Below are 26,053 nucleotides of genomic sequence, written 5' to 3' on the forward strand. Positions count from 1 at the left end.
GCCCCTCCCCGCGCCGCCCCACCACCCCGAAAGAAGGAAGGGCACCTTCTTATCGCTCCAGGTAGCGGAAGGGCACCTTCCTAACGCCCCAGGTGCCGCGAGCAGGGCAGGAGAGGCGCGGGTCAGCGGACCGGTGTCGGGGTGGAGCACTGGGCGAACTCCAGGGCCGGCGGTCCCGCGGCCGGGCCGGTGCACAGCTCCCGCATGACGCCGCGATGCCCGAAGGCGTCCTCACGGGTGTCGGTGAGCACCTCGACCCGCCCGTCCTGCTGCACGGTGTACGTGAAACGGATCGGGTCGCCCTCGATGGTCAGCCGGGTCACCCGCAGCACCGCGGGACGGTGCGCGCTGACGGCGTCGAGCAGGCAGGACAGCGAAGCGGGCGGCAGCTCGCTCCGGTGGCCCAGGTCATGGGTTCCGCAGTCGGCGGCGAGCATGGCGCCGGCCGTGGGCGAGGCCGACCCGGCGGGGCTGCCCGCAGGTGTTCCCGGTGCGCCCGCGGTCGTCCGGTCGGAGGTGCAGGCAGCCGCGGACAGCAGCAACAGCAGAGCGGGCAGGGCCTTCCAGCGCATCATGATCCTCCGTCGACGTCGTCGGCGGTTCGACCCGGCGCAGCGCCCAGCGGTTCCGCTGCACGGGCACCCGGCGGCCCGCCCCGATCGCCAGTCGGTGCGCACCTGGGCCAGACCGCCCCGGAGGTTGCTCAGCGGACCAGGGGAAGCAGGCCGCCGAGCGGGGATTCACGACTCATGCGGCGTTAACACCGGGCCGCATAGCCTTGCCGCCCATGAGGTACGTACGCGCAGTGCAGACGGCGATGTGGCTGCTCGCCCTGGTCGTCGGCGCACCGCTGCTGGCGCTGGGCCTGGAACGGACCCAGGCGATCTTCGGTGGCTGGTCGGACTGGCCGGAGTGGTGGGCGCGGGACATGTGGGCGCTGGCCGTCGGCCTGACCGTGTGGCTCGGCGCGCTGGCGGCGGGAGTGGCGTTCTCGGCGGTGCACCGCCGGTGGTCGGCGGTGGCGACCTTCGGGCTGGTGCTGGTGATGTCGCTGACCGCGGTCGGGTTCGTGTACGCGGCCCATCCGGAGCGTTTCGCGGACGTGTGGGAGCAGGTCGCCAGCGGCGAGCTGCCGCGGCTCTGACCGGCCGGTACAGGGACGGACGACTCGGCCTGTACGCCGGATGGAGTGTGCTATAGGCCGACTGAACTGCGGAAATTCACCGTCAACACCACCGTGGGCCGTCGTCGGGCCGGATGCGAGCGGAACAGGTTGTCAATGGCAGCCCGAGACCGTGTTCAGATCGAGATGCCCGTTCACCGCTTCAAGCCGGCAGGGTCGGCTAGCTCGGAAGTTCGACGGTTTGCTCGACCTGGAAGTCCTTCTTCGGAGGCGGCACCGTCGGCCAGGTGAAAACGTTGACGGTACGCGGGCCGAGCCAGCGCAGACTCCGCCCGATCTGCGCGAAGGCGTCGCTCTCGCACGGCGACTCCCACGCCTCACCCTCGTAGACCGGTGCGCCGCTGCGATCCTCCACGTGCAAGGTCGTCCGTCCGTCACCGTTGCCGTCAATCGTGTACGCAACGAACGCCTTCAACCGCCGATCTGGACTGGCCTTCGGCTTGGAAACAAGATGCAGTACGAGGTCGTCTGCCACACATGCGCGGTAAGCGGCTTCCAATGGTGCGGTCGCCCAGCCCTCGCTGGCAGCCATCCGCATCAAGTGGTACTGGACCACGTCAAGCGTGGCCAGCCTTCGCCTCCGATCGGGCAAGTCCAGGATCGCGGCGGCGAGGCCGAAGCCGCCCGGCGCGTTCAGCTTCGGCTCACAAGGAAAGCCGGCCGGAAGGCCGTCCAAAGGTTCACTGAACCGAACCCACCACGTATCCGACATGATCGGATCCCCGGCTGCGAGGTGGCGTGAGTACAGCTCCGTGACAGCCGCGGATTGCTTGCTGAATTTCGCTGGGGCACCACCTGCGGTGTAGCGACTGGGGAAGAGCGACGGCCAACAGTCGACATATCGCAAGCGGGTACTTCTCGGCATAGACCAAGCATCTCAAGCCGCGCCGACGCAGCTCCAGCGCCGACGCTCACCGACCGTGTGATCTCCGTGCCGCAATTGATCACCGCACCCAACCGGGCAGCACGCCACCCGCCATCAGTGTCTAGTCCCAGTACCCGCTTGGCCGATCCATCCCACCAGCTGCTTGACCCATCACCTAGATTTCTCTCGTGGACCAGGCGGGAAGCTTCAGTGAGGAGACGCGCGGGATCCTGCTCGAGTACGGATGGCATCCCGGCCGCAGCGTCGACATAGCGGGGTGGGAGGCCGAACTCGCCACAGCCGGATTCCCGCCCCTGCACCAGGCGGCGCGACAGTTCCTGATCGAGTACGGCGGGCTCAAGTTCCTGGACGGCGGGTCAGGCGTCACACGCGCCCGAGAGCCGTTCAGGCTGGTGCCGACCGCGTGCTCGGGCGAAGCCGACCGGTTCATCGACTGGGGCGAGCACATCAACCGCGACATCTCACCGATTGGTGAGCTGGCAGCCGGAACCTGTGCATGGGCCTACTTGGGCATGGATGAGCGCGGAGAGGTCTACGTCGTGATTGATCGTCTAGCATCCTTCGGCCGCCTGCCGCTGGCTTTGGACCGCCTCGTTCTCGGGCACATGCCACGTGAAGTCGAGTGATCTGGCACTTCTCGGCGCGTCAAGCAGCTACTGGAACGTCGATGTAAAGCATCTACGGGGGACAGCACACATGTTGGTGGCGGGCATGTTGGTGGCGGGCAAAGGGCCCGAACTTTCCCTACGAGGTCAAGGCGGCCGCAAGCGGCCGCGCCAGGGTCCCAGGGGCCACGGGTCGACACGCCAGCCTTCGGCGCGCGCCGACCCGGACCCCGGACCCCGGCAGCCAATCAGCGGACGCCTGTACCTCGACTGAGCAGATCGACTTTGCCGAAGGCGAAGAGTTGCCGCAGGTCAGCGCTCTGATCAATGCGGCTGGTGATCGATTGGCCGACGCTGCGGCCGTGGCTAGCGACGACGTACGTCAGAGCGTGCCGGAAGTGATCAAGCTGAGGATGGCCGCTCAGCGTGAGGAGATGATCTTTTGTCGACAGGGTGATCACAACGACGAAGATCATTTATTGTTTGATTCATGATCATTTCTTCGCACGTCAGCCGGACTAGCTGACCGCCGCTCCCGCCGCCGTCACATCCGTGCCACCTGATGTCTTTCAGGGTCAAAGTCAACCCCTCAACCTCGGGTTCCGGGGAGTCGCACCCCGCCCACCATCGACCCGGGCAAAGCCTTCATGATCTCCGGCCGTGGTCAAGACCGTTCCTCCAGTGGGGAGCTCCGTCTTGACCACGGCCGGAGATCATGACCACGGGGTGCGAGCCGACGGCAGACGGGGAGCCAGGTGGGACAACATCGTGCAAGCGTGTGCACCAGGATGTATCTGATGAACATGAACTGGCACGGCGTGCCGCAAGAATGGGATGTGCCCTGGGGAGATGTGTTCGAGGCGTCCGAGGAGGGTTCTCGGTTGGCCGCGCCATGTCCTGTGTGTGGCTCACATGCACTGCGCAGGTGGTTCGATCTACACGACCCGACGCCCCGACTGTCTGCCGGGATCCGCTGGGCGGGCAGGGGAAGCCAGTGGCAGTGGTGTGGTGATTGCCGAAGCTATCTGCACACCAGCGGTCTGGTACCCATGTGGTGGCACACCGACCTGGTGGTAGATCCCGAGACGCTGATGCACGATCCCGGTCCCATCCACGCAGTGATGGACGCATCGGAGCCAGGCGGGACAAGATCATGAGCGCTACGGCGTTCCCGCTATGTTCCCGTAGCCCTGCCCCGCACGGCTGGCGACCTCGGCCATCAGATCATTCCGCGAGATAGTCACGGCCACACAGTAACGGCGATAGCCCCATTCGCTAGGCCGCCAGGTAGTCACTGTCGCCTGCCCGTCAGGCCGCCTCCAGGCCGTCGAGCATGACTCCGGGCCGTCCTCAGGCCGTCAAACGGCGACCAACAACGACCGGCGTTGGCTGACAACACGAAGTTGAACAGCAGCTCAGAAGGCACGCCGGTGGCGCGACCATGAGGACGACGGACGAGTCGGCCTGTACGCCGGATTCTGTGCCGCGCTCGCGCGCGGCGGCGGCCATCCATCTAGGCCTGCCGTCGCCGGCAGGATCGAGCAACCTACCCGCGGACATCGGGCGGGCCACCCTCGAACGTCCGCGCGGCCACCCGCCCGCCGAAGCGGATCGAGCGGCCTTTCTTGGTCTTGCTCCGGGTGGGGTTTACCTAGCCACCCCGGTCACCCGGGGTGCTGGTGAGCTCTTACCTCACCGTTTCACCCTTACCCGCTGCCCCGGGGGGCGGCGGGCGGTCTGTTCTCTGTGGCACTGTCCCGCGGGTCGCCCCGGGTTGCCGTTAACAACCACCCTGCCCTGTGGAGTCCGGACGTTCCTCGGCATCGCCGGGCCGGAGCCCGTGATGACGCGACCGCCCGGCCGACTCGTCCGTCGCGTTGACCATGATACGTCCCCTGCCGCCGCCCGCGTCCGGGCCGCCGTCCGGGCAGTCCGGTGGATAACCTCGGGGGCGATGGATCTCGGTGCGCTGTTGCTGCTCGGTGCTGTCGGCGTCGCCGCCGGGAGCGTGAACGCCGTGGCCGGGGGCGGTTCACTGATCATGCTGCCGGTGCTGCTGGCGTTCGGGGTGCCGCCGGTCCAGGCGACGGTCACCAACTCGGTCTCGGTGACCGGCGGCTACTCCGCGAGCGTGCTGGGCACCCGGCCGGACCTGCGCGGCCAGGGCGCGCGGCTGCGGCTGCTGGCGCCCACGGTGCTGCTCGGCGCGCTCACCGGCTGCGTGCTGCTGCTGCACACGCCGCCGGGCGTGTTCGCCAAGCTGATGCCGCTGCTGGTGCTGGCCGCGTCGTTGCTGCTGGCGTTCCAGGAGCGGGTGGGCCGCCTGGTGGGCGAGCCGCACGCGCAGCCGGTCTGGTTGCGGTTCGTGCTGCTCTTTCTCGTCGGGGTGTACGGCGGTTACTTCAACTCGGTGCTCGGCGTCATCCTGATCGCGGTGCTGAGCGTGGTCGTGGTCGAGTCGATGAACCGCATCGTGGCCCTGAAGAACATCCTCCAGCTCGTCGTCGGCGTGGTCGCCACCACGATGTACTCGCTGTTCGGGCCGGTGTACTGGCCGGCGGTGGCGGTGCTGGTGCCGGCGACGCTGCTGGGCGGGTTCGCGGGCGCACGGGCGGGGCGGCGGCTGCCGGCGCGGACGCTGCGGGCGGTCATCGTGGCCTTCGGGGTGACCGTGGCAGGTGTGCTGTTCGTGCGAGCCATGTCATAGCGCGATGAACGCCCGTTCAGTGCGAAGATCGGGTATGGCATTGGACCTGGCTTCCCTTCCCGACGTCAGCGCGCTGACGGTAGGCATCCTCGGCGGCACCGGCGATCAGGGCCGCGGGCTGGCATACCGGCTCGCCCTGGCGGGGCAGGCGGTGCTGATCGGCTCCCGCAGCGCGGACCGGGCGGCGGCCTCGGCGGCCGAGCTGGCGGAGCTGTCCGGTGGGAACGTGGCCGGCGGCGACAACGCCGACGTGGCGGCGCGTTCGGACGTGCTGATCGTCGCGGTGCCCTACGCCGGGCACGCCGAGACGCTGGCCGGACTGGTCGAGCAGCTGGTCGGCAAGATCGTGGTGGACTGTGTGAACCCGCTCGGCTTCGACAAGCAGGGGCCGTACGCGCTGCGGGTCGACGAGGGCAGCGCCGCGCAGCAGGCGGCGGCGATCCTGCCCGAGGCCCGGGTGACCGCGGCGTTCCACCACGTCAGCGCGGAACTGCTGGCCGACCCGGCAGTGACCCGCATGGACCTGGACATCCTGGTCCTCGGCGACGACCGCGAAGCGGTGGCCGTGGTCCAGGCGCTGGCGGGCCGCATCCCCGGCATGCGCGGCATCCACGCCGGCCGCCTGCGCAACGCCGCCCAGGTCGAAGCCCTCACCGCCAACCTCATCGCCATGAACAAGCGCTACAAGGCCCACTCCGGCATCCGCATCACCGACGTCTGACCCACCCCGGCCCAACCCCCTGGCAAGGCCGGGGCGGCCCGGTCGGTCAGAAGGTGTGGTCGGCGGTGGGGAAGGCGCCGTCGTGGACGTCGGCGGCGAATTCGGCGGCCGCGCGGGCGAGGACGCTGTGCAGGTCGGCGTACTTCTTGACGAAGCGGGGGGTCGGGCCGGCGGAGGCGGGGCGCAGGCCGGCCATGTCCTGCCAGACGAGGACCTGGGCATCGGTGTCGGGGCCCGCGCCGATGCCGACGGTGGGCACGCCGATCTCGGCGGTGACCTGCTTGGCCACGTCGCCGGGCACCATTTCGAGAACGACCGCGAACGCGCCCGCCGCGACGACCTCGCGGGCCTGGCGCAGCAGCGTCGCGGCCGCGTCGTCACCGCGGCCCTGCACTCGGTAGCCGCCGAGCTGGTGCTCGGACTGGGGGGTGAAGCCCAGGTGGGCCATGACGGGGATGCCCGCGCCGGTGATCATCTCGATCTGGGCGGGGCGGAAGCCCTCCAGCTTGACCGCGTGGCAGCGGGCTTCCTTCATGAAGCGCACCGCGGTGCGCAGCGCGACCTCGGGGGACTCCTCGTACGTGCCGAACGGCAGGTCGCCGACGACCAGTGCCCGCTTGGTGGCGCCGACCACGGCGCGGACCAGGGGGAGCATCTCCTCGACGGTCACCGGCAGGGTCGACTCGTAGCCGAACACGTTGTTGGCGGCCGAGTCGCCGACGAGCAGCACCGCGATGCCGGCCTCGTCGAAGATCTGGGCGGTGTACTGGTCGTACGAGGTGAGCATGGCCCACTTCTCGCCGCGCTCCTTGGCCAGCTGCAGGTGGCGGGTGCGCACCCGCGAGCCGGCCGGCCCGCCGTAGAGGGAGGGCACACTGTCGGACATCGCTGTCTCCTCTCGCCTCGAGGCCGCGTTCACGGTCCCCGGGTCTCGAGGAGAATGTTTCCACCTGTTGAACACCCGATGTCAGGGTTCAGTGCACTAATTCACTGAGACATGCCCGCCGGCTACCGCGGGCGGCGATCAGCTCTCTCGCCACCGGTTCGTGATGGGCAGGCGGCGGTCGCGGCCGAACGCCTTGAACGAGATCTTGGTGCCGGGCGCGGACTGGCGGCGCTTGTACTCCGCCCCGTCGACCAGGCGCAGGATCCGGTCCACCAGCGCCGGATCGTGCCCCTCGGCGACCAGCTCGTCGCGGCCCTGGTCGCCGTCGACGTAACCGGCCAGGATCGCGTCCAGCTGGTCGTACGGCGGCAGCGAGTCGGTGTCCAGCTGACCCGGGCGCAGCTCGGCGCTCGGCGGCTTGGTGATGGAGCTCTCCGGGATCACCTCGCCGACCGTGTTGCGCCAGTGCGCGAGCTTCCACACCAGCGTCTTCGGCACGTCCTTGAGCGGGTTGAACGCGCCGACCGAGTCGCCGTAGAGGGTGGAGTAGCCCACCGCCAGCTCGCTCTTGTTGCCGGTGGTGAGCACCAGGTGCCCCTCCTGGTTGGACAGCGCCATCAGGATCACCGCGCGCACCCGTGCCTGCAGGTTCTCCACCGCCAGGCCGGACAGGTTCAGGTTGGACAGGAACGCGTCCACCATGTGCTGGATCGGCTCGACCCGGTAGTCCAGGCCGGTCAGTCGGGCCATCTCGGCGGCGTCGTCGCGGGAGTGCTGCGAGGAGTGCCCGCTGGGCATCGAGACGCCGACGACGTGCTCGGCCCCGAGCGCGTCGACCGCGATCGCGGCGACGACCGAGGAGTCGATGCCGCCGGACAGGCCGAGCAGGACCGACTTCGCGCCGTTCTTGCGCACGTAGTCGCGCAGGCCCATCACCAGGGCGTTCCACACCTCGGCCTCGTCGCCGAGGCGGTCGGCGATGCCCGCGTCGGCGGCCGGACCCTCGGGCGTGGCCCAGGAGGTGGTCAGCGGGATCCGGGCGACCCGCATGGTGCCCAGGTGCCCGACGGGCGCGTCCGGGTCCGCCTCGGGCAGGTGCAGGTCGTGCACCAGCAGCGCCTGGTGGAACTGCGGACCGCGGGCCAGCAGCGTGCCGTCCGCCGCCACGATCATCGAGTCGCCGTCGAAGGTCAGCTCGTCCTGGCCGCCGATCATGTTGACGTACGCCACGGCCGCCCCGGCCTCGGCGGCCCGGCGCTGCACCAGCGGCAGCCGCACGTCGTCCTTGTTCAGCTCGTACGGCGAGCCGTTGATGTTGATGACGAGCCCGACCCGGGCCGACGCGGCCACCGCGAACGGGCCGCCCGCCTGCCAGATGTCCTCGCAGATGGTCAGCGCGACGTCGGCCTGGCTGCCGTCGGCCCACTGCGCCCGCACCACGGTCAGCGTGTCGCCGGGCACGAAGTAGCGGTCCTCGTCGAAGACGCCGTAGTTGGGCAGGTGGTGCTTGTGGTAGTGGGCGGCGACCACGCCGCGGTGCAGCAGCGCCAGCGAGTCGCGGGGGCCGACCGGCGAGGTCGAGTCCGCGCCCAGCCGCGCCGGGCCGTCCGCGTCGAGGAAGCCGACGATCACCGCCAGGTCGCCCAGCCCGTCGGCGGCCAGGTCGGCGGCCAGCCGCACCAGCGCCTGCTGGGAGGCCTCGACGAAGGACTGCCGGAACACGAGGTCCTCGACCGGATACCCGGTCAGCATCATCTCGGGGAAGGCGACGATGTGCGCGCCGGCCTCGGCGGCGCGGGCGGACCACTCGCGCACCATGGCGGCGTTGCCGGCGAGGTCGCCGACCGTCGGGTTGACCTGGGCGAGAGCGAGACGCAGCGTGGCGGTCATACCCAACATCTTCGCGCACACCCCACCCGCCGCGCGTTTCCCACCAGGCGTGTGCCCTGCCACAGTCCGGCAGGGCGCCGCCCGCTCCAAGGTCATCCGACTTGCCTGGCACCCGTGCGTATCTTGCGACCGCATTCGCCCACCTGCCAGGCAAGTCGAATGATCAAGGCGAGGCGCGGGTGCGGCGGTCGAGGAGGTGGTTGGCGGTGTAGTGGGTGAGGTTGGTGACCAGGATGGCCGGGGCGACGACGGCGACCACGCCCGCGAACTGGGCCTCCAGGCGCAGCGCGAGGATGATCGCGGTGATGCCGTTCTGCTGGGCGAAGGCCAGGTGCAGCCGGTCAGCCGGGGGCATGTTGCGGGTGAGCAGCCAGCCGACCAGGATCTGCGCCGCGAACGCGGCCACGCCCAGGCTGATGCCCTGCGGCAGCGCGATCCCGCCGATGAGCAGCAGCCCCAGCAGCACCGTCGCGGCGTACAGCGCGCCCTGGGTGATCCGGGGCAGCAGCCGCTCCAGCCAGGCGGGCCGCAGGAACAGGCCGACCAGCGCGAGGCCGAGCATCAGGAACTGCCACACCGCCACCGCCGCCGCGAGGGCGAGCAGGGCGGTGGCCCGGCGCGGCCGGTCCCGCACCCCGAAGCGCCACACCAGCCACACCAGACCCGCGAAGAGCAGGTTCAATCCCAGATCGACGGCGTACGCCGCCAGCCCGTCCGCGACGTGCACGCCCTGCTCGCCCCGGTGGTCCAGACCGAGCGCGTCGGTCGCGACGGCGGCCGCGTAGACGGTGAGCACCACGGTGATCGGGTCGTCGAACGAGGACCACGCGGCCAGCACGGTGCGCGCCCGGGGAGAGAGCCGGTCGTCGCCCAGCAGCGCGGCGACCGACAGCGGGTCGATCTGGGCCACCACGATGCCCAGCAGCAGGAACAGCGGGTCCTGCCAGGCCAGCGCCAGCGCCACCCCGATGACGGCGGCCTTGACGACCACGCCGACGGTGACCGCGGTGACGATGAGCCGCCGGTCCTGCCGCGCCCCCGCGGTGTCGATGCCGTACGTGCTGCCGTACAGGCCGATCGCCAGCAGGGCCGCGGTGGCCAGCAGGTAGGGGGTGGAGTCGGTGGCGTCGGCGATCCGGACACCGGTGACGGCGGCCGCGCCGAGGCCGATCAGGACGGCGAGAGCCAGCCAGGCGAGACGGCGCATCGAGCCATCCTAAGCGGACGGCTCCACGGCACTCGATGTCCGTTCAGCCCAGCGGGGTCGGCCGTACACCGCCGAGGGTGATGGGCAGCAGCTTCTTGGCGGCCTGCTCCAGCAGCCCGGTGAACCGGCCCAGATCGGCGACGGCGCCGCCCTGGCGCTCCCCGGAGTCCATCTCGCGCAGCATCGACAGCACCCCACCCACCCGGCCCAGCGCCAGGTAGCCGGTCATGGTCCGGTCCTTGCCGGTGAGCGTGAAGCGCAGCGCGTACGCGTCGCCCTCCAGCTTCAGCAGGTCGGCGGGCAGCCGGTCGCGCGGCACGTCCTCGACGCGCACCCGCACCGCGGTGCCGTCCTCGAGCACCGCGTTGAAGTCCCGGCAGCGCTGGCCCATCCGGCGCAGCTCGTTGAGGGTGCCGAGCGCGCCGTCGCCGGTGAAGGTGCTGAGCACCTGCGTGATCAGCGTCGGCCCGCGGTGCCCGGAGACGGCCTGAGCGCTGGGCTGCGTGCGGGCCTTCGGGTGGGTGGCCACGGTCGCCGCGGCCGTGCGGATCAGCTCGTCGGGCGCACCGAGCAGGGCCGCGCAGCGCTCCGGCCGGGGCGTGCGCACGCGGGGCGACGGGCTGGGCGGCTGCGGGGCGTAGCTGGCGGGCAGGTCGACGTCGGCCAGCAGCGCAGCCTGTAGCTCAGGCTGGGTCGCGGTGATCGGCAGCGTCTTGCGGGCCTCGGTCGCCTGGGCCTGCTGCTGGCGGTGGGTCGCGCCGAGCACCCCGGCCAGGGTGAGCGCGCCGATCAGCAGCCCACCGAGGGCGATACCGCCCGCGATGGTGCGGTGGCGCACCGGGAAGAGGGTGTCCAGGCGGTTCATGGGCGCTCCTTGCGCATCGAGGGGAGCTCCGATTCACTGACCGGTCCAACGGGGTGAAGGGCGTCGAAGTTGCGGCATCACGGTGCCCCGGCGTACAGCTGGGGCATGGCGTAACGTGCCCGTAATGAGGCCGCGCCAGACTGGCCCGGAGATCTCGTCTGAGAGAGGCATGCCGTGGATCGTCAGCAGGAGTTCGTGCTGCGTACGCTTGAGGAGCGCGACATCCGCTTCGTGCGCCTCTGGTTCACCGACGTGCTCGGCACCCTGAAGTCGGTCAGCGTCGCGCCGGCGGAGCTGGAGTCGGCCTTCGAGGAGGGCATCGGCTTCGACGGCTCCGCGATCGAGGGCTTCGCCCGGGTGTACGAGTCCGACATGATCGCCATGCCGGACCCGACCACGTTCCAGGTGTTCCCGTTCGAGGGCGGCGGCTCCGGCGAGAGCGCCCGGATGTTCTGCGACATCCTCATGCCCGACGGCACGCCCAGCTGGGCCGACCCGCGCCACGTGCTGCGCCGGGCGCTGTCGAAGGCGGCCGACAAGGGCTTCACCTTCTACACCCACCCCGAGGTCGAGTTCTTCCTGCTCGCCGACGCGCCCGCGGACGGCGGCGTGCCGACCCCGGTCGACGCGGGCGGCTACTTCGACCACACCACGCACGCCATCGCGCGCGACTTCCGCCGCCAGGCGGTGCTGGCGCTGGAGCGCATCGGCATCTCCGTGGAGTTCAGCCACCACGAGGTCGCCCCCGGCCAGCAGGAGATCGACCTGCGGTACGCGGACGCGCTGACCACCGCCGACAACATCATGACCTTCCGGCACGTGATGCGGGAGGTGGCGCTGTCGCACGGGGTGCGGGCCACCTTCATGCCCAAGCCGTTCACCGACCAGCCCGGCAGCGGCATGCACACGCACCTGTCGCTGTTCGAGGGCGAGCGCAACGCCTTCCACGACCCGGCCGACCCGCACAAGCTGAGCAAGACCGCCAAGGCGTTCATCGCGGGCGTGCTCACCCACGCGCGGGAGTTCACCGCGGTCACCAACCAGTGGGTGAACTCGTACAAGCGGCTGTTCCCGCAGATGATCCCGGACCGGATCAGCGAGGCCCCGGCGTACGTCTGCTGGGGCCACCTGAACCGTTCCGCCCTGGTGCGCGTGCCCGCGTACGGCAAGCCGAACTCGGCCCGGGTCGAGGTGCGCTCGATGGACTCGGCCTGCAACCCCTACCTGGCCTTCGCGGTGCTGCTCGGCGCCGGCATGAAGGGCATCGAGGAGGGCTACGAGCTGCCTCCGGGCGCCGAGGACGACGTGTGGGCGCTGTCGAACGCCGAGCGCCGCGCGATGGGCTACTCGGCGCTGCCGGAGAACCTGTCCGAGGCGATCGACGTCATGGCCGGCTCCGAGCTGGTCGCCGACGTGCTCGGCGAGCACGTGTTCGACTTCTTCCTGCGCAACAAGCGCGCGGAGTGGGAGGAGTACCGGCGCGAGGTGACCCCGTTCGAGCGGATCCGTTACCTGGGTGCGCTCTAGCAGCCCAGGTATCGGTGGCTCAGCCTGGGTGCGCTGTAGATAACCTGCTCAGCCCCGTGCGGACGCCCGTGTTGCGGGCGTCCGCTAGCCTCCCGAGCGACATTCGGATGCAGTGGAGGCATAGATGGTGCAGGACCTGGTCACGGGTGCGTGGCAGAGCGTGGTGTTCGGGGTGGCCGGCATCTGTCTGATGGCGGTCGGATTCATCGTGGTGGACCTGCTGACGCCGGGCCGCCTGCGGGAGCTGATCTGGCACCAGCGCAGCAGCAACGCGGCGCTGCTGCTGGCGGCCAACCAGCTGGGCATCGCGCTCATCGTGTTCACCGCGATCTTCACCAGCTACGAGGACTTCGGCAAGGGCCTGGCCTCCACGGTGATCTTCGGTCTGCTCGGCGTCGGCCTGATGGCGCTGGCCTTCCTGGCGCTGGACTGGCTGACCCCCGGCCGCCTCGGCGAGATGATCGCCGAGATCGAGCCGCACCCCGCCGCCAAGGTCACCGCCGCCACCCACTTCGGCGCGGCCCTCATCGTCTGCGCCTGCATCGCCTGACCCACCCGGCCACCGACCCTCCGCGACGTGTTGCGCCGGTGGGTGCAGAGCAAGCTTTCGGGTGCAGAGCAAAGTCTGCGCCATCGATCACCGCCCGGCCCGCGCGCCCGGCGGTGATCGCCGTTTGCGGTCAGAAAGTGCGGTCGAACCGCAGATCTTGAAACGAAACGGCGATCATGCCGGGGTCAGGGTGTCGGCGAGGAGTCGGTCGCAGGCGGCGAGCAGGGCGGCGCGGAGCGGTGCGGCGCGGTCGGCGAAGGAGCGCTGGGCGGCGGCGTATTCGGCGCGGCCCTCGGGGGTCTCGATGCGGACCGGGGGGAAGCCCAGGTCGGCGAGGTCGTAGGGACTGGCGCGCATGTCGAGTTCGCGGATCTCGCGGGACAGCGCGAAGCAGGCGGTGACCAGCTCGCTCGGGACCAGCGGGGACAGCTTGTAGGCCCACTTGTAGAGGTCCATGTTCGCGTGCAGGCAGCCGGGCTGCTCCAGGGCGGGCTGCAGCTCGCGGGTCGGCTGGTGGACGTTGAGCGGGCGCGCCGGGGCGGTGAAGAAGCGGAACGCGTCGAAGTGGGTGCAGCGTACGCCCCGGTCCTGGACAACCTCGGCCGTCGCGGCGGGCGACAGGCGCAGCGGCCAGGAGTTGTGCCGGACCTGGTCCTGGGTCTGGCGGTAGACCATGGCCCACTCGTGCATCCCGAAGCAGCCCAGCTGGGCCGGGCGGGACGCGGTCGCGGCCAGCAGGTCGCGGATCCAGCGCACCGCGTCGGCCCGCCTGGCCAGCAGGGCAGGGTCGAGCACGACACCGCCGTCGACGGCGAGGTAGTCGCGGTCCGGCGCGCCGTCGCGCAGCACGACGCCGTGGCCGGGGTGCCAGCGGCGCAGCTGCGCCGGGCGCAGCGAGTAGTACGTGAACAGGAAGTCGTGCACGGGGTGCTTGACCCCGTCACGGCGGCGCGCCAGGTGCTGCGCCAGCCAGCCGTCCACCAGCTCCTCGTGCGCCTGCCGGCGGGCACGCCAGACGTCGGCGTCCAGAACCTCGGTGGCGGCGGTTTCCACCAGGCCAGGGTACCGGCGCTCGCGGACTAGGTAGCGACACCAACTAGCTTGCTGTGCTACCGTCTCGCGCCATGGAGCTGGAGCGGCGCAGCCAATGGCTGCGGGGAGTGCTCGACCTGTGCGTGCTCGGCGTGCTCGCCCACCGCGAGTCCTACGGCTACGAGCTGATCCAGTCGCTGCACGCGGCGGGGCTGGACGGCATCCAGGGCGGCACCCTCTACCCGGTGCTGCTGCGGCTGCAGCGCGGCGGCCAGGTCGCCGCGCACTGGCGCGAGGGCGGGTCCGGCCCGGCCCGCAAGTACTACCGGATCACCCCGGCGGGCGCCGAGACGCTGCGGCGCTCCGCCGCCGACTGGGAGGCCTTCGCGGGTGGGGTGAGCGCGATTCTGCGAGAGGTGGCCGCACGGTGAGACACGACACCTGGCTCGATGCCCTCGCCGGCGAGCTGCGCCGGCACGGGGTGGCCGAACCGACGGCGGGCAACGTGCTCGCCGAGACGGCGGCCCACCTGTGGGAGAGCGGGGACGACCCGCTGCGGGCCTTCGGGCCGCCGCAGGCGTACGCCGCGACGGTCGCCGAGAGCGTGCGCCTGGAGCCGCCACGGCGTGTGCCGGGCGGGCCGGTGCTGCTGGAGGTCGCCGGGATCACCAAGCGGTACGGCCGCCGCACCGTGCTGCGCGAGGTGAGCCTGGCGGTGCGCGCGGGCGAGGTCGCCGCCGTGGTCGGCGCGAACGGCTCCGGCAAGAGCACGTTCCTCGGGATCTGCGCGGGCCTGGTCAGCCCCGACCGGGGCGAGGTGCGGGTGCACGGCAGCCTCGGCTACTGCCCGCAGGGCGGCGGCACCAGCGACTTCCTCGTGCCCGACGAGCACTTCCTGCTGGTGGGCGCGGGCCGCGGGCTGCCACGGGCGCAGGCGCGCGACACCGGCCGGGCGGGCGCCGCCGCGCTGGACTGGGATCCGCGGGGCGCCACGCAGGCCCGCCACCTGTCCGGCGGCACCCGGCAGAAGCTCAACCTGGTGCTGGCGGGCCTGGGTGACCCCGACGTGCTGCTGCTGGACGAGCCCTACCAAGGCTTCGACCAGGGCTCGTATCTGGATTTCTGGCAGCAGGTGCGGCGCTGGCGCGACGCGGGCAAGGCGATCGTGGTGGTCACCCACCTGCTGAACACCCGCGACGGCGTCGACACGGTGCTGGACCTGACACCGCGGGAGGAGCGGGCATGAACAAGACCTTCGTGGTCGCGGAGATGGCGCTGCGGGAGATCGCCCGTCGCCGCGGCGTGCTGGCCATCCTGCTGATCTTCCCGCTGGCGTTCTATCTCAGCCGCCGCGACTCCCACGCGGGGCAGTCGATCCGGTTCGTGTGCCTGGGGATCGGCTGGGCGATGAGCACCGCGGCGCTGTTCGCGGGCAGCGCGGCGCGGGCCGTCGAACCGCGGCTGCGGCTGTCCGGATACCGCAGCAGCCACCTGTACCTGGGCCGGCTGGCCGCGCTGTGGACGGTCGGCCTGCTGCTGTCGGCGCCCTACTACGTGCTGATCCGGATCGACCAGGAGCACATCCGGTACGGGGCGATCGCGCTCATCATGCTGCTGACCGTGGCGGTCGCCGCACCGTTCGGGCTGGCCCTCAGCGCCGCCCTGCCGCGGGAGCTGGAAGGCATGCTGGTGCTGCTCATCGTGGTGGGGCTGCAGATGATGATGGACCCGGCCGGCTCGGCCTCCCGGCTGCTGCCGTTCTGGTTCAGCCGCGAGATCGGCACCTACGCCGTGGACCACACCGACGGCGGCTACCTGACCCGGGGCCTGATCCACGCGGTGGCATGCCTGGCGGCACTGCTGGCCGTGGTGGCGGTGGCGTCCGGCTGGCGGCTGCGACAGCGGTCACACCTGCGCTTCGTGGCCCGGCGCTGAGGCGGCCGCCGCATCCGTCCCGGGTGGAGCGAGCGAGGTCACACCGGGCCCACGGCGTAAGTTGGAGCTGAAATCCGATAAAAGATCTTCAGCTGGGGGCTGTGGTGCGCATCGCACGCTTTGTTCATCCGGGTGGCATGTCGTTCGGGGTGGTGGAGGGTGATCCCGACGCCGGCGCCCAGGCGCTGACGGTACGGGCGATCAACGGCCACCCCTTCGGTGAGCTCGACCTCACCGAGCAGCGCTACGCGCTGGCCGACGTACGCCTGCTCTCGCCGATCCTGCCCAGCAAGGTGATCGGGGTCGGGCGCAACTACGCCGACCACGCCGCCGAGCACGGGGCGGAGGTGCCCAAGGAGCCGCTGCTGTTCCTCAAGCCGTCCACATCGGTGATCGGACCGCACGACATCATCCGGCTGCCCGAGCAGTCGCACCAGGTCGAGCACGAGGCCGAGCTGGCTGTGGTGATCGGCGCCACCGGCGCGCGCCGGGTGGACCGGGCCGGGGCCGAGAAGGCGATCTTCGGGTACACCATCGCCAACGACGTCACCGCACGCGACCTGCAGAAGAGCGACGGCCAGTGGACCCGGGCCAAGGGATTCGACTCGTTCTGCCCGCTCGGCCCGTGGATCGACACCGCCGTCGACGTCTCCGACGCCGAGGTGCGCTGCGAGGTCAACGACGAGGTCCGCCAGCTCGGCCGCACCTCGCAGATGGTCTTCGACGTGCCCACCCTGGTGTCGTACGTGTCCCACGTCATGACGCTGCTGCCCGGCGACGTCATCCTCACCGGCACGCCCGCGGGGGTGTCGCCGCTGGTGGCGAAGGACGTGGTGGCCGTGCGGATCCAGGGTCTGGGGGAGCTGCGCAACCCGGTCGCCGCGCGATAGGGATACCGATTTGGCGCTGCCGGGGAGGTCAGGTAAAGTTCATCCCCGGCAGCGGAAACGGTGCCAATGGGGTATGGGGTAATTGGCAGCCCAACTGATTCTGGTTCAGTTAGTCTAGGTTCGAGTCCTGGTACCCCAGCAACCAAGCAAGATCGGGTGAGAGCCTGATTCGCGCGAGGCTGCTGGACCTGCTAAAGTTCAGCGGGCCGCCAAGCTGAGAGATCAGCGAGGCGGTCGAAAACTGAAGAAGATGTTCTCCGGAACATCGACCTGGCCCCGTCGTCTAGCGGCCTAGGACGCCGCCCTCTCAAGGCGGTAGCGAGGGTTCGAATCCCTTCGGGGCTACCAGGTTTTCAAGAAGCTCACGAGCGATGCTCGTGGGCTTCTTTCGTTCACACGGGTCGGTCGGGGCGGCGTTCCCGGATTCCGCGAACAGCCCGATGGCGACGGGCCCCGCGCCGCGCCGTCATGGCGCGGGGCGGGGCCCGTCGCGTTCGCTCAGAGGCCGGAGAGCCGCTGGCCGGCGCGTACGACGGCCATGGCGTGCCGGTCGCCTGGGCGGCGGCCGAGACGCTCGATGGGGCCGGAGACGCTGATCGCGGCGATGACGCGGCCGGTGCGGTCGCGCACGGGGGCGCTGACCGAGGCCACGCCCGCCTCGCGCTCGGCCACCGACTGCGCCCAGCCACGGCGGCGCACCTCGGCCAGCGTGCGGCCGGTGAACTTGCAGCGGGGGAGCAGGGGCATGACCGCCTCGGGGGGTTCCCAGGCGAGCAGGATCTGGGCCGCCGAGCCCGCCGTCATCGGCAGGATCGCGCCGACCGGCACGGTGTCGCGCAGGCCGCTGGCCCGTTCCGCGGCGGCGACGCAGAGCCGCTCGTCGGCCCTGCGCAGGTAAAGTTGTGCGCTCTCGCCGGTGGCGTCCCGCAATGCGGACAGCAGCGGCTCTGCGGCTGTCAGCAGGACGTCGGGGGCGGCGTTCGCGAGTTCTCCAAGGCGGGGACCGGGACGCCAACGTCCCTGCGTGTCCCGTACCAGCATCCGATGAATCTCCAGCGCCTGCGCCAGCCGGTGCGCCGTTGCTCTCGGCAGCTTGGTGCGATCGACGAGTTCGGCGAGGCTGGCGCCGTCGACACACGCGGCAAGGATCACTACCGCCTTGTCAAGGACGCCCACGCCAGACATACTGTGTCCCACAGACCGAAACATACCTCCCAAGATGCGGGATGTCCAGATGGTGGGAGCAACCCAGTGAGCAGGACCCTTGCCCAGAAGGTCTGGGACGCACACGTGGTACGCCGCGCTGACGGTGAACCGGACCTCCTCTATATCGATCTTCATCTGCTGCATGAGGTGACCAGCCCGCAGGCCTTCGACGGCCTCCGGCTGGCCGGGCGCAAGGTCCGCCGGACCGATCTGACGATCGCGACCGAGGACCACAACACGCCCACCGACAACCTGCTGACGATCGCCGACCCGGTGTCGCGTACGCAGATCGAGACGCTGCGCGCCAACTGCGCCGAATTCGGCGTGAAACTGCACCCGCTCGGCGACCCGCAGCAGGGCGTCGTCCACGTCATGGGCCCGCAGCAGGGCCTGACCCAGCCGGGCATGACGATCGTCTGCGGCGATTCGCACACCTCGACGCACGGCGCGTTCGGCGCGCTGGCCTTCGGCATCGGCACCTCCGAGGTGGAGCACGTGCTGGCCACGCAGACGCTGCCGCAGGCCCTGCCGAAGCAGATGGCGGTCACCGTCACCGGCGAGCTGCCCCCGGGTGTCTCGGCCAAGGACCTGATCCTGGCCCTGATCGCCCAGGAGGGCACCGGCGGTGGCCGGGGTTACGTGGTGGAGTACCGCGGCCCCGCGATCGAGAAGCTGAGCATGGAGGGGCGGATGACCGTCTCCAACATGTCCATCGAGTGGGGCGCCAAGGCCGGCCTGATCGCGCCGGACGAGACCACGTTCGCCTGGCTTAAGGGCCGCAACTTCGCGCCCAAGGGTTCCGACTGGGACGACGCGGTGGCCTACTGGCGCAGCCTGCCCACGGACGAGGGCGCGGTGTTCGACAAGGAGGTGTTCCTCGACGCGAGCGCGCTGACGCCGTTCGTCACCTGGGGCACCAACCCGGGTCAGGGCGCCTCGCTGGACGCGGTGATCCCGGACCCCGAGTCGTTCGCGTCCGAGTCGGAGCGCGCCGCGGCCCGCCGGGCGGTGGAGTACATGGACCTCACCCCGGGCACGCCGCTGCGCGACCTGGCCGTGGACGTGGTCTTCGTCGGCTCCTGCACCAACGGGCGGCTGGAGGACCTGCGCACCGCCGCGGACGTGCTGCGCGGGCGCAAGGTGGCCGACGGCGTGCGGATGCTGGTGGTGCCGGGTTCGGCCGCGGTGCGGGCGCAGGCCGAGGAGGAGGGCCTGCACGAGGTCTTCACCGAGGCGGGCGCCGAGTGGCGGTTCGCCGGGTGCTCGATGTGCCTGGGCATGAACCCGGACACCCTGAAGCCGGGCCAGCGCTCGGCGTCGACGTCCAACCGCAACTTCGAGGGGCGGCAGGGCAAGGGCGGCCGTACCCACCTGGTGTCCCCGGCGGTGGCCGCGGCGACCGCCGTGACCGGCCACCTGTCCGCTCCCGCCGACCTGGACGCCGTCGGCGCCCGCTGAACCGAGGTAGATCGAAATGGAGAAGTTCACCGTTCACACCGGCACCGCGGTGCCGCTGCGGCGTTCCAACGTGGACACCGACCAGATCATCCCGGCGGTGTACCTCAAGCGGGTCACCCGCACGGGCTTCGAGGACGGCCTGTTCAGCGCCTGGCGGGAGGACCCGTCGTTCGTGCTGAACAACCCGGCCTACGCCGGGGCCAGCGTGCTGGTCGCCGGGCCGGAGTTCGGCACGGGATCCTCGCGCGAGCACGCGGTCTGGGCCCTGAACGACTACGGCTTCCGGGTGGTCATCTCCCCCCGGTACGGCGACATCTTCCGGGGCAACTCGCTCAAGCAGGGTCTGCTGACGGTCGAGCTGCCGCAGGCGGCCGTGGAGACGTTGTGGGACCTGGTGGAGGCCGATCCGGCTGCCCCGATCGAGGTCGACCTGGTCGCCCGCGAGGTGCGCGCCGGTGGTCAGAGCTGGGCTTTCGACCTCGATGACTTCCTGCGCTGGCGGCTGATGGAAGGCTTGGACGACATCGGTTTGACGCTGCGCCACGAAGAGGCGATCACCGCGTTCGAGGGCCACCGCCCGGCTTTCGGGGTACTTGTCGGATAGGTGCTGAACCGCGACAGCAACGTTATTGCCCCCGTCCTGTTATCAGGATGGGGGCAATTTTCTTTGCGACACATAGGTGGTTTTTAACCCTCCTGTTGGCATATTGCTGACGTTGGGCCTACTGTGCGCACAGAATGACTGTTATGAGTCCAGTAGCACCATACGGGAGGAATCCGTGAACAAGACTGAGCTGATCGACGCGATCGCCGCTCACCCGACCGTGGTCGACAAGAAGACCGCCGCGGCCGTGCTGGAGGCCACGCTCACCGAGATCCAGAACGCGGTCACCAAGGGCGACAAGGTTTCGCTGACCGGCTTCGGTGTCTTCGAGAAGCGGGCCCGGGCCGCTCGCATGGCGCGCAACCCGCGCACCGGCGAGGCGGTCAAGGTGAAGAAGACGTCGGTGCCGGCCTTCCGGCCCGGCGCGGGCTTCAAGGACACGGTGGCCGTCGGCAAGGTCGCCGCCCCGGCGAAGAAGGCGACGAAGTCCGCCGCCAAGAAGACCGCCGGCGCCAGCACCCGCCCGGCCGCGAGCAAGGCCACCGCCGCGTCGAAGACGGCCCCGGCCAAGAAGACCGCGACCAAGAGCACCGCCAAGGCGACCACGGCCAAGGCCACCACGGCGAAGGCGACCGCGGCCAAGGCCACCACCGCCAAGAAGACCACGGCGGCGAAGACGGCCCCGGCCAAGAAGACCGTGACCGCGAAGGCGACCACCGCGGCGAAGAAGACGACCGCCAAGGCGACCACGGCCAAGAAGGCCCCCGCCAAGAAGGCCGCCAAACGCTGACCGGTCCCGATATCCCTTTCCGAACAAAGCCGCACCCGCGCCGAGTTGAGACGGCGCGGGTGCGGCTTTTCCGGCTCCGGTGCGGCGGCGGCAGGGCCGAACACGGCTCGGCGGCCCGGCACGCGGTAGGCGGGCCGCTCAGCGTTGCGGCGGCTGGGAGCGCCCCTGGCAGCCCGAGATGCGCAGCATGGCTCGCACCGTCTGGCGCGGGGTCGGGGCCGCGGGCAGGGGTTCGGCGTCGCCGCCGGTCCGGAACGCCTGCAGCAGGTAGCCGACCAGCCGCCGCCACGCGTTCGGCGCCGCCTGGGCGGTCCCGCGCAGCACCCCCGCGTTGGCCATCAGCATGAGCGGCAGATCCTCGGGCACGTAGTCCTCGCGCAGCGAACCCTCGGCCTTGGCCCGCTCCACCAGGCCCACGAAACCGTGGTAGAGCGTGACACGGCGGGCCTCGAACTCCCGCGCGCCCGGAAACGACATGGTGAGCACGTCGGCGAGCCCGCCGTCGGACGCCTGCATACGGCACACCTCCTGCACGTAACCGGCGAAGCCGGTCCAGCCGTCGGGGGCCTGCTCGGCCGTGTGCAGCGCGTGCTCGTACTGGTCGAACTTGCGGGAGGCGGCCGCGACCATCAGGTCGTCACGGGCGGGGAAGCGCCGGTAGAGCGTGGCGATGCCGACCCCGGCCCGGGCCGCGATCTCCTCCAGCGGCACGTCGAAGCCGCGCTCGGCGAAGGCGTCGCAGGCGGCGTCGACAATGCGCTCGCGGTTGCGGGCGGCGTCGGCGCGAAGCGGTGGTTCCACCATGATCACCAGGGTAGCAGGACTGGAGGTGAGCCTCCGGTTAGTGCTACCGTCGCGGCACAAACGGAGGAGATCCACCACTTAGCCTCTCGTTCGACAAGGAGATTCTCGTGAACATCGCCCTTTGGGTCGTGCAGATCCTGCTCGGCGCGGCCTTCCTCGGCGCAGGCGTGATGAAGTCCACCAAGAGCAAGGAGGACCTGGCCCCGAAGATGCCGTGGGTGAACGACTTCTCGCTCGGCACGCTGCGGCTGATCGGCGTCACCGAGCTGCTGGCGGGCATCGGCCTGATCCTGCCCTGGGCGACCGGCATCGCCCCGATCCTCACCCCGCTGGCCGCGTCCGGCCTGGTCGTCATCATGGTGCTGGCGGCCGTGGTGCACGCCCGGCGCAAGGAGTACCCCGGCATCGTCGCCAACGTCGTGCTCGGCGCGCTGGCGCTGTTCGTGGCGCTCGGCCGCTTCTGATCAGCGCGTTCACGGGGTGAGGGTTAAGAAGGGCACCTTCTTATACGTGGAGCGACAAGAAGGTGCCCTTCCTTTGGGTTTTGCCCCAGCGGGCGGGGTAGGCGCGGCGGGCGATGGTGGCTTGGGCGCGTTCGTGGTCGGCGAGGCGGGTCAGGGTGGTGGCCAGGTCGGGGTGGGACTCGGCCAGGGTGAGCCAGGTGGCGGCGGCCAGGGCGGCGTCGGTGTGCTCGCCGAGGGCGTCCTGCAGGCGGGCGAGGGATTTGGCCAGCCGGGCGGTCGGCCGGTCGCCGGCGGCTGCGGCCGCCTCGGCGGCGTACCGGGCGCGCTTGACGTGGATGCGCACCTGGTGCCAGTCCACATCGGGCGCGGAGCGCTTCAGCGAGCCGGCGCCGGGCACGCCCTTGGTGCCGTGGACCAGGCGACCCCAGGGACGGGCCAGCAGCCCGGGCAGCGCCTGCGCGGCAGGCGCCGTGGCCGCGGGTGACAGCGGGACGTGCCGGGTGGCCGCGGTGAGCCGTTCCATCAGGGCCAGGTAGCGGCGGGTGCGCAGGGCGGCCAGCAGGTCCGCGTACGCCTGCTCGCGCCGTGCCGCCAGGATCGTGTCCAGGGCGGCCAGCTCGCCGTCGTCGGCGCCGGGGACGGCGGCGGCCGTGGTGTGCAGCCGGTCGCGCAGCACCTCCGCGTCGCGGGCCGCGCCCAGCAGGTCACCCAGCCAGCCCAGCTCCGCCCGCAGCGGCCGGGCCCAGCGCTGGTCCAGCAGCGGCTTGAAGGTGCGCAGATCCGACCGCAGCCGCCGCACGCCGACCCGCATCTGGTGCACGGCCGTGTCCGCGTCGGGCAGCGGCTCGTCCAGGCGCACCAGGGGATCGTGCGCCACGATGCGGGCCACCGCGCCGCGCACCGCGGCGATGACCACGTCCGCGGCCCGGGCGGTCGCCGGCAGGGTGGCGGCCGGGGGCAGCAGATCCGGGGGGTACGCCGCCGCGGCCCCCAGCGCCCGCACGAGCTTGGGCGTGAAACCGCCCGCCCGGGCGCCCGCCGCCAGCAGCAGCTCCTCCACAGCGGACAGCAGTTCCGGCGACCCGCCCGTGCGCTCGACCTCGATCTCGCGGAACGTGCGCGGCACCGCCGTGCCGGAGAGCACCTCGACGGTGTCGTCGGCGACCTCCGCCAGGCGGGAGCCCGCGGCGTCGCACAGGTCCACCCGCTGCCGCCGGGTGCGCAGCACCGCGACCGGAGTCAGCGGCGACCCCCTGGTCAGTGCCGCGACCAGCCAGGTCAGCGCCTCCGGCGGCACCGCCGGGTCACCGCCCGCCAGCGAGATCTCCTGCCGCACCCCGGGCACCGCCGTGGGCAGCTTGACCGTCCACGGCAGCGCGTCGCCGACGCGGTGGCGCAGCGACGCCCCGGCCCGGGCCAGCCGCAGCCCGGCCGTGTCGAAGTAGGTCGCGGTCAGCGTCACGGCCGGCCGAGCCGCCGGGCGGGCATCCGCCACGGCGAGCTCGGGCAGCACGAACGAGGGCGAGACGTCGTACTTGCGCTCTTCTTCCAAGGTCACCGCTTGAGCATCCGCTCCAGCAGCAGGGCCTGCAAATCGACCCGGGGGTGATCCGAAGTGGAGATGTGGTGGGTCCAGGTGCCGTCCGGATTGAGGTCGAACGCCTCGATCCGGTCCGACATCGACACGTTCAGCAGCTCGGCCAGCTCGGTCCGGGACGGCTGGTCGGTCACCTGGATCAGCGCCTCGACCCTGCGGTCCAGGTTGCGGTGCATCATGTCGGCCGAGCCGATCCAGAACTCGGCCCGCCCCCGGCCCGCGGCCACGTCGCCGTTGCCGAACCGGAACAGCCGCGAATGCTCCAGGAACCGGCCCAGGATCGAGCGCACCCGGATGTTGTCCGACAGCCCCGGCACCCCGGGCTTCAGCGCGCACATGCCGCGGATCAGCAGATCGATGTGCACACCCGCCTGCGAGGCCCGGTAGAGCGCGTCGATGACCTGCTCGTCGACGAGCGAGTTCACCTTGATCTGCACCAGCGCCGGCTTGCCCTCGCGGGCGTAGCCGGCCTCCCGCTCGATGCGCTCGATGATGCCCGCCCGGATGCCGTGCGGCGCCACCAGCAGCCGCCGGTACGCCGTCTGGCGGCTGTACCCGGTCAGCGTGTTGAACAGGTCGGTCAGGTCCGCGCCGACCTCCGGATCGGCGGTGAGCAGCCCGAAGTCCTCGTACAGCCGGGCGGTCTTGGGGTGGTAGTTGCCCGTGCCGACGTGGCAGTAGCGGCGGATCTGCCCGCCCTCCTCCCGCACCACCAGCGCGGTCTTGCAGTGCGTCTTCAGGCCGATCAGGCCGTAGACGACGTGGCAGCCCGCCCGCTCCAGCATCCGCGCCCAGCCGATGTTGGCCTTCTCGTCGAAGCGTGCCTTCACCTCGACCAGCACCACCACCTGCTTGCCCGCCTCGGCCGCGGCGATCAGGGCGTCGACGATCGGGGAGTCGCCCGAGGTCCGGTACAGCGTCTGCTTGATGGCCAGCACGTGCGGATCGGCCGCCGCGTGCTCGATGAAGCGCTGCACGCTGGTGGAGAAGGAGTGGTACGGGTGGTGCACCAGGATGTCGCCGTCACGCAGGATGTTGAACATGCTGCGGGTGGACTCGCCCTCACGCAGCCGGGCGTGAGTGGCCGGGACGAAAGGGGGGTCCTTCAGATCCGGGCGGTCGCAGTCGTAGAGCTGCATGAGCCCGGACAGGTCCAGCGGGCCGGGCACCCGCAGCACGTCCCGCGAATCCACCTCCAGCTCGGTGACCAGGGTCTGCAGCACGTGGTCGGAGATGTCCGCAGCGACCTCCAGACGCACCGGCGGGCCGAACCGCCGCCGCATCAGCTCGCGCTCCATGGCCTGCAGCAGGTCCTCGTCGCGGTCCTCGTCGATCTCGACCTCGGCGTTGCGGGTCACCCGGAACACGTGCCGCTCCACCACCTCCATGCCGGAGAAGAGCTGGCTGAGCTCGTTGGCGATCAGCTCCTCGATCGCCAGGAAGCGGTAGGTGTTGCGGCCCTCGGCCGAGGGCCGGCCGACCGGTTCGATCCGGACGAAGCGCGGCACGTTGTTGGGCACCTTGACCCGGGCGAACAGCTCCTGGCCGGTCTCCGGCTCGCGCACCACCGCGGCGAGGTTGAGTGACAGGCCGGAGATGTACGGGAACGGGTGCGAGGGGTCGAACGCCAGCGGGGTCAGCACCGGGAAGACGTGCTCGCGGAAGTACACCCGCATCTGCTCGCGCTCGGCGTGCTCCAGATCCGTCCAGCCCAGAATGTGGATGCCCGCCTTGCTGAGGGCGGGGCGGATCACCTTGGTGAACTCGGCGGCATGGTCGGCGACCAGTTCGGCGGTGCGCTCGGAGACCATCTCCAGCTGCGCCCGGGGCGGCAGCCGGTCGGCGCCGCGGGTGGGCAGGCCGGTCTCCAGCCGCCGGCGCAGGCCGGCGATGCGGACCATGAAGAACTCGTCGAGGTTGCTGGCGAAGATCGCCATGAACTTCATCCGCTCCAGCAGCGGCAGGCGCGGATCCTCCGCCAGCGCCAGCACGCGGGCGTTGAAGTCGAGCCAGGAGACCTCGCGGTTGAAGTAGCGGTCCTCGGGCAGCTCGGTCAGCGCGGTGCTGGCGAACTCGGGGACGACCACGGTGACCGGCGGGCTGGCCGGATGCGGTCGGGAGGTCGGCTCGGCCGGGCTGCTCAGCACGGGCAGGTCGGCGGTCTGCTCGGGTGAGGCCTGCGCAACGACGGTGTCGGCGGGCGGTGCCGGGGCGTCCATCACGACGACGGCGTCGGCGTACGGCGG

26 protein-coding genes, 2 tRNA genes and 1 other RNA gene are annotated in these 26,053 nt (G+C 70.8%); 16 read left to right on the forward strand and 13 right to left on the reverse strand.

What is annotated here, in order from left to right; translation table 11 throughout:
• Window positions 1–122: 122 nt before the first annotated feature.
• Window positions 123–575, reverse strand: coding sequence for a DUF4362 domain-containing protein (locus HAV39_RS35170; protein ID WP_239121071.1), 453 nt, complete (start codon window positions 573–575; stop codon window positions 123–125).
• 212 nt (window positions 576–787) lie between these two features.
• Here HAV39_RS35170 and HAV39_RS35175 point away from each other — a divergent pair, with 212 nt between their 5' ends.
• Complete coding sequence (locus tag HAV39_RS35175) at window positions 788–1,144, forward strand: hypothetical protein (RefSeq protein ID WP_191843498.1); 357 nt, start codon at window positions 788–790, stop codon at window positions 1,142–1,144.
• A gap of 199 nt (window positions 1,145–1,343) precedes the next feature.
• On the opposite strand, the gene HAV39_RS35180 is transcribed toward HAV39_RS35175, so the two are convergent.
• Window positions 1,344–1,895: a hypothetical protein gene (locus HAV39_RS35180; RefSeq protein WP_191843499.1), complete on the reverse strand. Its 552-nt coding sequence runs from the start codon at window positions 1,893–1,895 to the stop codon at window positions 1,344–1,346.
• 341 nt (window positions 1,896–2,236) lie between these two features.
• Between HAV39_RS35180 and HAV39_RS35185 the strand changes: the two genes are divergently transcribed.
• Window positions 2,237–2,695, forward strand: coding sequence for an SUKH-3 domain-containing protein (locus HAV39_RS35185; RefSeq protein ID WP_191843500.1), 459 nt, complete (start codon window positions 2,237–2,239; stop codon window positions 2,693–2,695).
• A 227-nt stretch (window positions 2,696–2,922) separates the two neighbouring features.
• Here the strand turns inward: HAV39_RS35185 and HAV39_RS35190 are convergent, their stop codons facing one another.
• Entirely contained in the window at window positions 2,923–3,150 is a 228-nt protein-coding gene (locus HAV39_RS35190) for a hypothetical protein (RefSeq protein ID WP_191843501.1), read from the reverse strand.
• A gap of 975 nt (window positions 3,151–4,125) precedes the next feature.
• An RNA gene (rnpB, locus tag HAV39_RS35195) (RNase P RNA component class A) lies at window positions 4,126–4,542 on the reverse strand.
• Window positions 4,543–4,628: 86 nt separating this feature from the next.
• Between rnpB and HAV39_RS35200 the strand changes: the two genes are divergently transcribed.
• Entirely contained in the window at window positions 4,629–5,381 is a 753-nt protein-coding gene (locus HAV39_RS35200; RefSeq protein ID WP_191843502.1) for a sulfite exporter TauE/SafE family protein, read from the forward strand.
• 34 nt (window positions 5,382–5,415) lie between these two features.
• Window positions 5,416–6,102, forward strand: coding sequence for an NADPH-dependent F420 reductase (gene npdG, locus HAV39_RS35205; RefSeq protein ID WP_191843503.1), 687 nt, complete (start codon window positions 5,416–5,418; stop codon window positions 6,100–6,102).
• A gap of 46 nt (window positions 6,103–6,148) precedes the next feature.
• Here the strand turns inward: npdG and panB are convergent, their stop codons facing one another.
• The 4 genes from panB to HAV39_RS35225 form a co-directional block, all read right to left on the reverse strand.
• A complete protein-coding gene (gene panB / locus HAV39_RS35210; RefSeq protein ID WP_191843504.1) occupies window positions 6,149–6,988 on the reverse strand; it encodes a 3-methyl-2-oxobutanoate hydroxymethyltransferase in 840 nt (279 codons plus the stop codon).
• Between the two features lie 138 nt (window positions 6,989–7,126).
• Window positions 7,127–8,878 carry an NAD+ synthase gene (locus HAV39_RS35215; RefSeq protein ID WP_191843505.1) on the reverse strand — a complete coding sequence of 584 codons (1,752 nt, stop codon included), beginning with the start codon at window positions 8,876–8,878 and terminating at the stop codon, window positions 7,127–7,129.
• A gap of 163 nt (window positions 8,879–9,041) precedes the next feature.
• Window positions 9,042–10,085 carry a hypothetical protein gene (locus tag HAV39_RS35220; protein ID WP_191843506.1) on the reverse strand — a complete coding sequence of 348 codons (1,044 nt, stop codon included), beginning with the start codon at window positions 10,083–10,085 and terminating at the stop codon, window positions 9,042–9,044.
• 43 nt (window positions 10,086–10,128) lie between these two features.
• On the reverse strand, window positions 10,129–10,950 hold the full coding sequence (locus HAV39_RS35225) for a hypothetical protein (protein WP_191843507.1): 822 nt from the start codon (window positions 10,948–10,950) through the stop codon (window positions 10,129–10,131).
• Window positions 10,951–11,124: 174 nt separating this feature from the next.
• Between HAV39_RS35225 and glnA the strand changes: the two genes are divergently transcribed.
• Both glnA and HAV39_RS35235 read left to right on the forward strand, forming a co-directional pair.
• A complete protein-coding gene (gene glnA, locus HAV39_RS35230; RefSeq protein WP_155390121.1) occupies window positions 11,125–12,477 on the forward strand; it encodes a type I glutamate--ammonia ligase in 1,353 nt (450 codons plus the stop codon).
• 124 nt (window positions 12,478–12,601) lie between these two features.
• The gene (locus HAV39_RS35235) at window positions 12,602–13,027 is read left to right on the forward strand and encodes a DUF350 domain-containing protein (RefSeq protein WP_120318457.1); all 426 of its coding nucleotides are present in this window, start codon (window positions 12,602–12,604) and stop codon (window positions 13,025–13,027) included.
• A gap of 174 nt (window positions 13,028–13,201) precedes the next feature.
• Here the strand turns inward: HAV39_RS35235 and HAV39_RS35240 are convergent, their stop codons facing one another.
• Complete coding sequence (locus HAV39_RS35240) at window positions 13,202–14,080, reverse strand: RNA-binding protein (RefSeq protein ID WP_191843508.1); 879 nt, start codon at window positions 14,078–14,080, stop codon at window positions 13,202–13,204.
• Window positions 14,081–14,151: 71 nt separating this feature from the next.
• On the opposite strand from HAV39_RS35240, the gene HAV39_RS35245 reads away from it, so the two are divergent.
• The 6 genes from HAV39_RS35245 (at window position 14,152) to HAV39_RS35270 (ending at window position 17,232) form a co-directional block, all read left to right on the forward strand.
• A complete protein-coding gene (locus HAV39_RS35245) occupies window positions 14,152–14,490 on the forward strand; it encodes a PadR family transcriptional regulator (protein ID WP_120318459.1) in 339 nt (112 codons plus the stop codon).
• Window positions 14,487–15,305, forward strand: coding sequence for an ATP-binding cassette domain-containing protein (locus HAV39_RS35250; RefSeq protein WP_191843509.1), 819 nt, complete (start codon window positions 14,487–14,489; stop codon window positions 15,303–15,305). The genes HAV39_RS35245 and HAV39_RS35250 overlap by 4 nt, the downstream gene beginning before the upstream one ends.
• Window positions 15,302–15,994: an ABC transporter permease gene (locus HAV39_RS35255; protein ID WP_191843510.1), complete on the forward strand. Its 693-nt coding sequence runs from the start codon at window positions 15,302–15,304 to the stop codon at window positions 15,992–15,994. The genes HAV39_RS35250 and HAV39_RS35255 overlap by 4 nt, the downstream gene beginning before the upstream one ends.
• Window positions 15,995–16,098: 104 nt before the next feature.
• Window positions 16,099–16,884: a fumarylacetoacetate hydrolase family protein gene (locus HAV39_RS35260; protein ID WP_191843511.1), complete on the forward strand. Its 786-nt coding sequence runs from the start codon at window positions 16,099–16,101 to the stop codon at window positions 16,882–16,884.
• 67 nt (window positions 16,885–16,951) lie between these two features.
• A tRNA-Gln gene (locus tag HAV39_RS35265) sits at window positions 16,952–17,023 on the forward strand.
• A gap of 133 nt (window positions 17,024–17,156) precedes the next feature.
• Window positions 17,157–17,232, forward strand: a tRNA-Glu gene (locus HAV39_RS35270).
• Between the two features lie 150 nt (window positions 17,233–17,382).
• On the opposite strand, the gene HAV39_RS35275 is transcribed toward HAV39_RS35270, so the two are convergent.
• Window positions 17,383–18,069 carry an IclR family transcriptional regulator gene (locus tag HAV39_RS35275; RefSeq protein WP_120318463.1) on the reverse strand — a complete coding sequence of 229 codons (687 nt, stop codon included), beginning with the start codon at window positions 18,067–18,069 and terminating at the stop codon, window positions 17,383–17,385.
• 66 nt (window positions 18,070–18,135) lie between these two features.
• Here HAV39_RS35275 and leuC point away from each other — a divergent pair, with 66 nt between their 5' ends.
• The 3 genes from leuC (at window position 18,136) to HAV39_RS35290 (ending at window position 20,942) form a co-directional block, all read left to right on the forward strand.
• Window positions 18,136–19,548 carry a 3-isopropylmalate dehydratase large subunit gene (gene leuC / locus HAV39_RS35280; RefSeq protein WP_191843512.1) on the forward strand — a complete coding sequence of 471 codons (1,413 nt, stop codon included), beginning with the start codon at window positions 18,136–18,138 and terminating at the stop codon, window positions 19,546–19,548.
• 16 nt (window positions 19,549–19,564) lie between these two features.
• Complete coding sequence (leuD, locus tag HAV39_RS35285) at window positions 19,565–20,152, forward strand: 3-isopropylmalate dehydratase small subunit (protein WP_120318465.1); 588 nt, start codon at window positions 19,565–19,567, stop codon at window positions 20,150–20,152.
• Window positions 20,153–20,312: 160 nt separating this feature from the next.
• Entirely contained in the window at window positions 20,313–20,942 is a 630-nt protein-coding gene (locus HAV39_RS35290) for an HU family DNA-binding protein (RefSeq protein WP_275413959.1), read from the forward strand.
• Between the two features lie 138 nt (window positions 20,943–21,080).
• Here HAV39_RS35290 and HAV39_RS35295 read toward each other — a convergent pair whose 3' ends face one another.
• Window positions 21,081–21,746, reverse strand: coding sequence for a TetR/AcrR family transcriptional regulator (locus HAV39_RS35295; RefSeq protein WP_191843514.1), 666 nt, complete (start codon window positions 21,744–21,746; stop codon window positions 21,081–21,083).
• Between the two features lie 107 nt (window positions 21,747–21,853).
• On the opposite strand from HAV39_RS35295, the gene HAV39_RS35300 reads away from it, so the two are divergent.
• Window positions 21,854–22,210, forward strand: a complete 357-nt coding sequence (locus HAV39_RS35300; protein ID WP_120318467.1) for a DoxX family protein — start codon at window positions 21,854–21,856, stop codon at window positions 22,208–22,210.
• A gap of 40 nt (window positions 22,211–22,250) precedes the next feature.
• On the opposite strand, the gene HAV39_RS35305 is transcribed toward HAV39_RS35300, so the two are convergent.
• Window positions 22,251–23,768: a CYTH and CHAD domain-containing protein gene (locus tag HAV39_RS35305; protein WP_239120842.1), complete on the reverse strand. Its 1,518-nt coding sequence runs from the start codon at window positions 23,766–23,768 to the stop codon at window positions 22,251–22,253.
• On the reverse strand, window positions 23,765–26,026 hold the full coding sequence (locus HAV39_RS35310; RefSeq protein WP_191843566.1) for an RNA degradosome polyphosphate kinase: 2,262 nt from the start codon (window positions 26,024–26,026) through the stop codon (window positions 23,765–23,767). Before HAV39_RS35310 ends, HAV39_RS35305 begins: the two co-directional genes overlap by 4 nt.
• Window positions 26,027–26,053: the final 27 nt, after the last annotated feature.

This window comes from Catellatospora chokoriensis (assembly GCF_011297315.1).
Classification (GTDB): domain Bacteria; phylum Actinomycetota; class Actinomycetes; order Mycobacteriales; family Micromonosporaceae; genus Catellatospora; species Catellatospora citrea.

Coding starts and splice junctions, on each gene's coding strand:
- HAV39_RS35245 (WP_120318459.1), top strand. CDS start 14,152: ATGGAGCTGGAGCGGCGCAGCCAATGGCTGCGGGGAGTGCTCGACCTG.
- HAV39_RS35255 (WP_191843510.1), top strand. CDS start 15,302: ATGAACAAGACCTTCGTGGTCGCGGAGATGGCGCTGCGGGAGATCGCC.
- HAV39_RS35190 (WP_191843501.1), bottom strand. CDS start 3,150: ATGATCTTCGTCGTTGTGATCACCCTGTCGACAAAAGATCATCTCCTC.
- leuD (WP_120318465.1), top strand. CDS start 19,565: ATGGAGAAGTTCACCGTTCACACCGGCACCGCGGTGCCGCTGCGGCGT.
- HAV39_RS35175 (WP_191843498.1), top strand. CDS start 788: ATGAGGTACGTACGCGCAGTGCAGACGGCGATGTGGCTGCTCGCCCTG.
- HAV39_RS35225 (WP_191843507.1), bottom strand. CDS start 10,950: ATGAACCGCCTGGACACCCTCTTCCCGGTGCGCCACCGCACCATCGCG.
- HAV39_RS35235 (WP_120318457.1), top strand. CDS start 12,602: ATGGTGCAGGACCTGGTCACGGGTGCGTGGCAGAGCGTGGTGTTCGGG.
- HAV39_RS35200 (WP_191843502.1), top strand. CDS start 4,629: ATGGATCTCGGTGCGCTGTTGCTGCTCGGTGCTGTCGGCGTCGCCGCC.
- HAV39_RS35275 (WP_120318463.1), bottom strand. CDS start 18,069: ATGTCTGGCGTGGGCGTCCTTGACAAGGCGGTAGTGATCCTTGCCGCG.
- HAV39_RS35295 (WP_191843514.1), bottom strand. CDS start 21,746: ATGGTGGAACCACCGCTTCGCGCCGACGCCGCCCGCAACCGCGAGCGC.
- HAV39_RS35220 (WP_191843506.1), bottom strand. CDS start 10,085: ATGCGCCGTCTCGCCTGGCTGGCTCTCGCCGTCCTGATCGGCCTCGGC.
- panB (WP_191843504.1), bottom strand. CDS start 6,988: ATGTCCGACAGTGTGCCCTCCCTCTACGGCGGGCCGGCCGGCTCGCGG.
- HAV39_RS35170 (WP_239121071.1), bottom strand. CDS start 575: ATGATGCGCTGGAAGGCCCTGCCCGCTCTGCTGTTGCTGCTGTCCGCG.
- npdG (WP_191843503.1), top strand. CDS start 5,416: ATGGCATTGGACCTGGCTTCCCTTCCCGACGTCAGCGCGCTGACGGTA.
- HAV39_RS35310 (WP_191843566.1), bottom strand. CDS start 26,026: ATGGACGCCCCGGCACCGCCCGCCGACACCGTCGTTGCGCAGGCCTCA.
- HAV39_RS35215 (WP_191843505.1), bottom strand. CDS start 8,878: ATGACCGCCACGCTGCGTCTCGCTCTCGCCCAGGTCAACCCGACGGTC.
- HAV39_RS35180 (WP_191843499.1), bottom strand. CDS start 1,895: ATGTCGGATACGTGGTGGGTTCGGTTCAGTGAACCTTTGGACGGCCTT.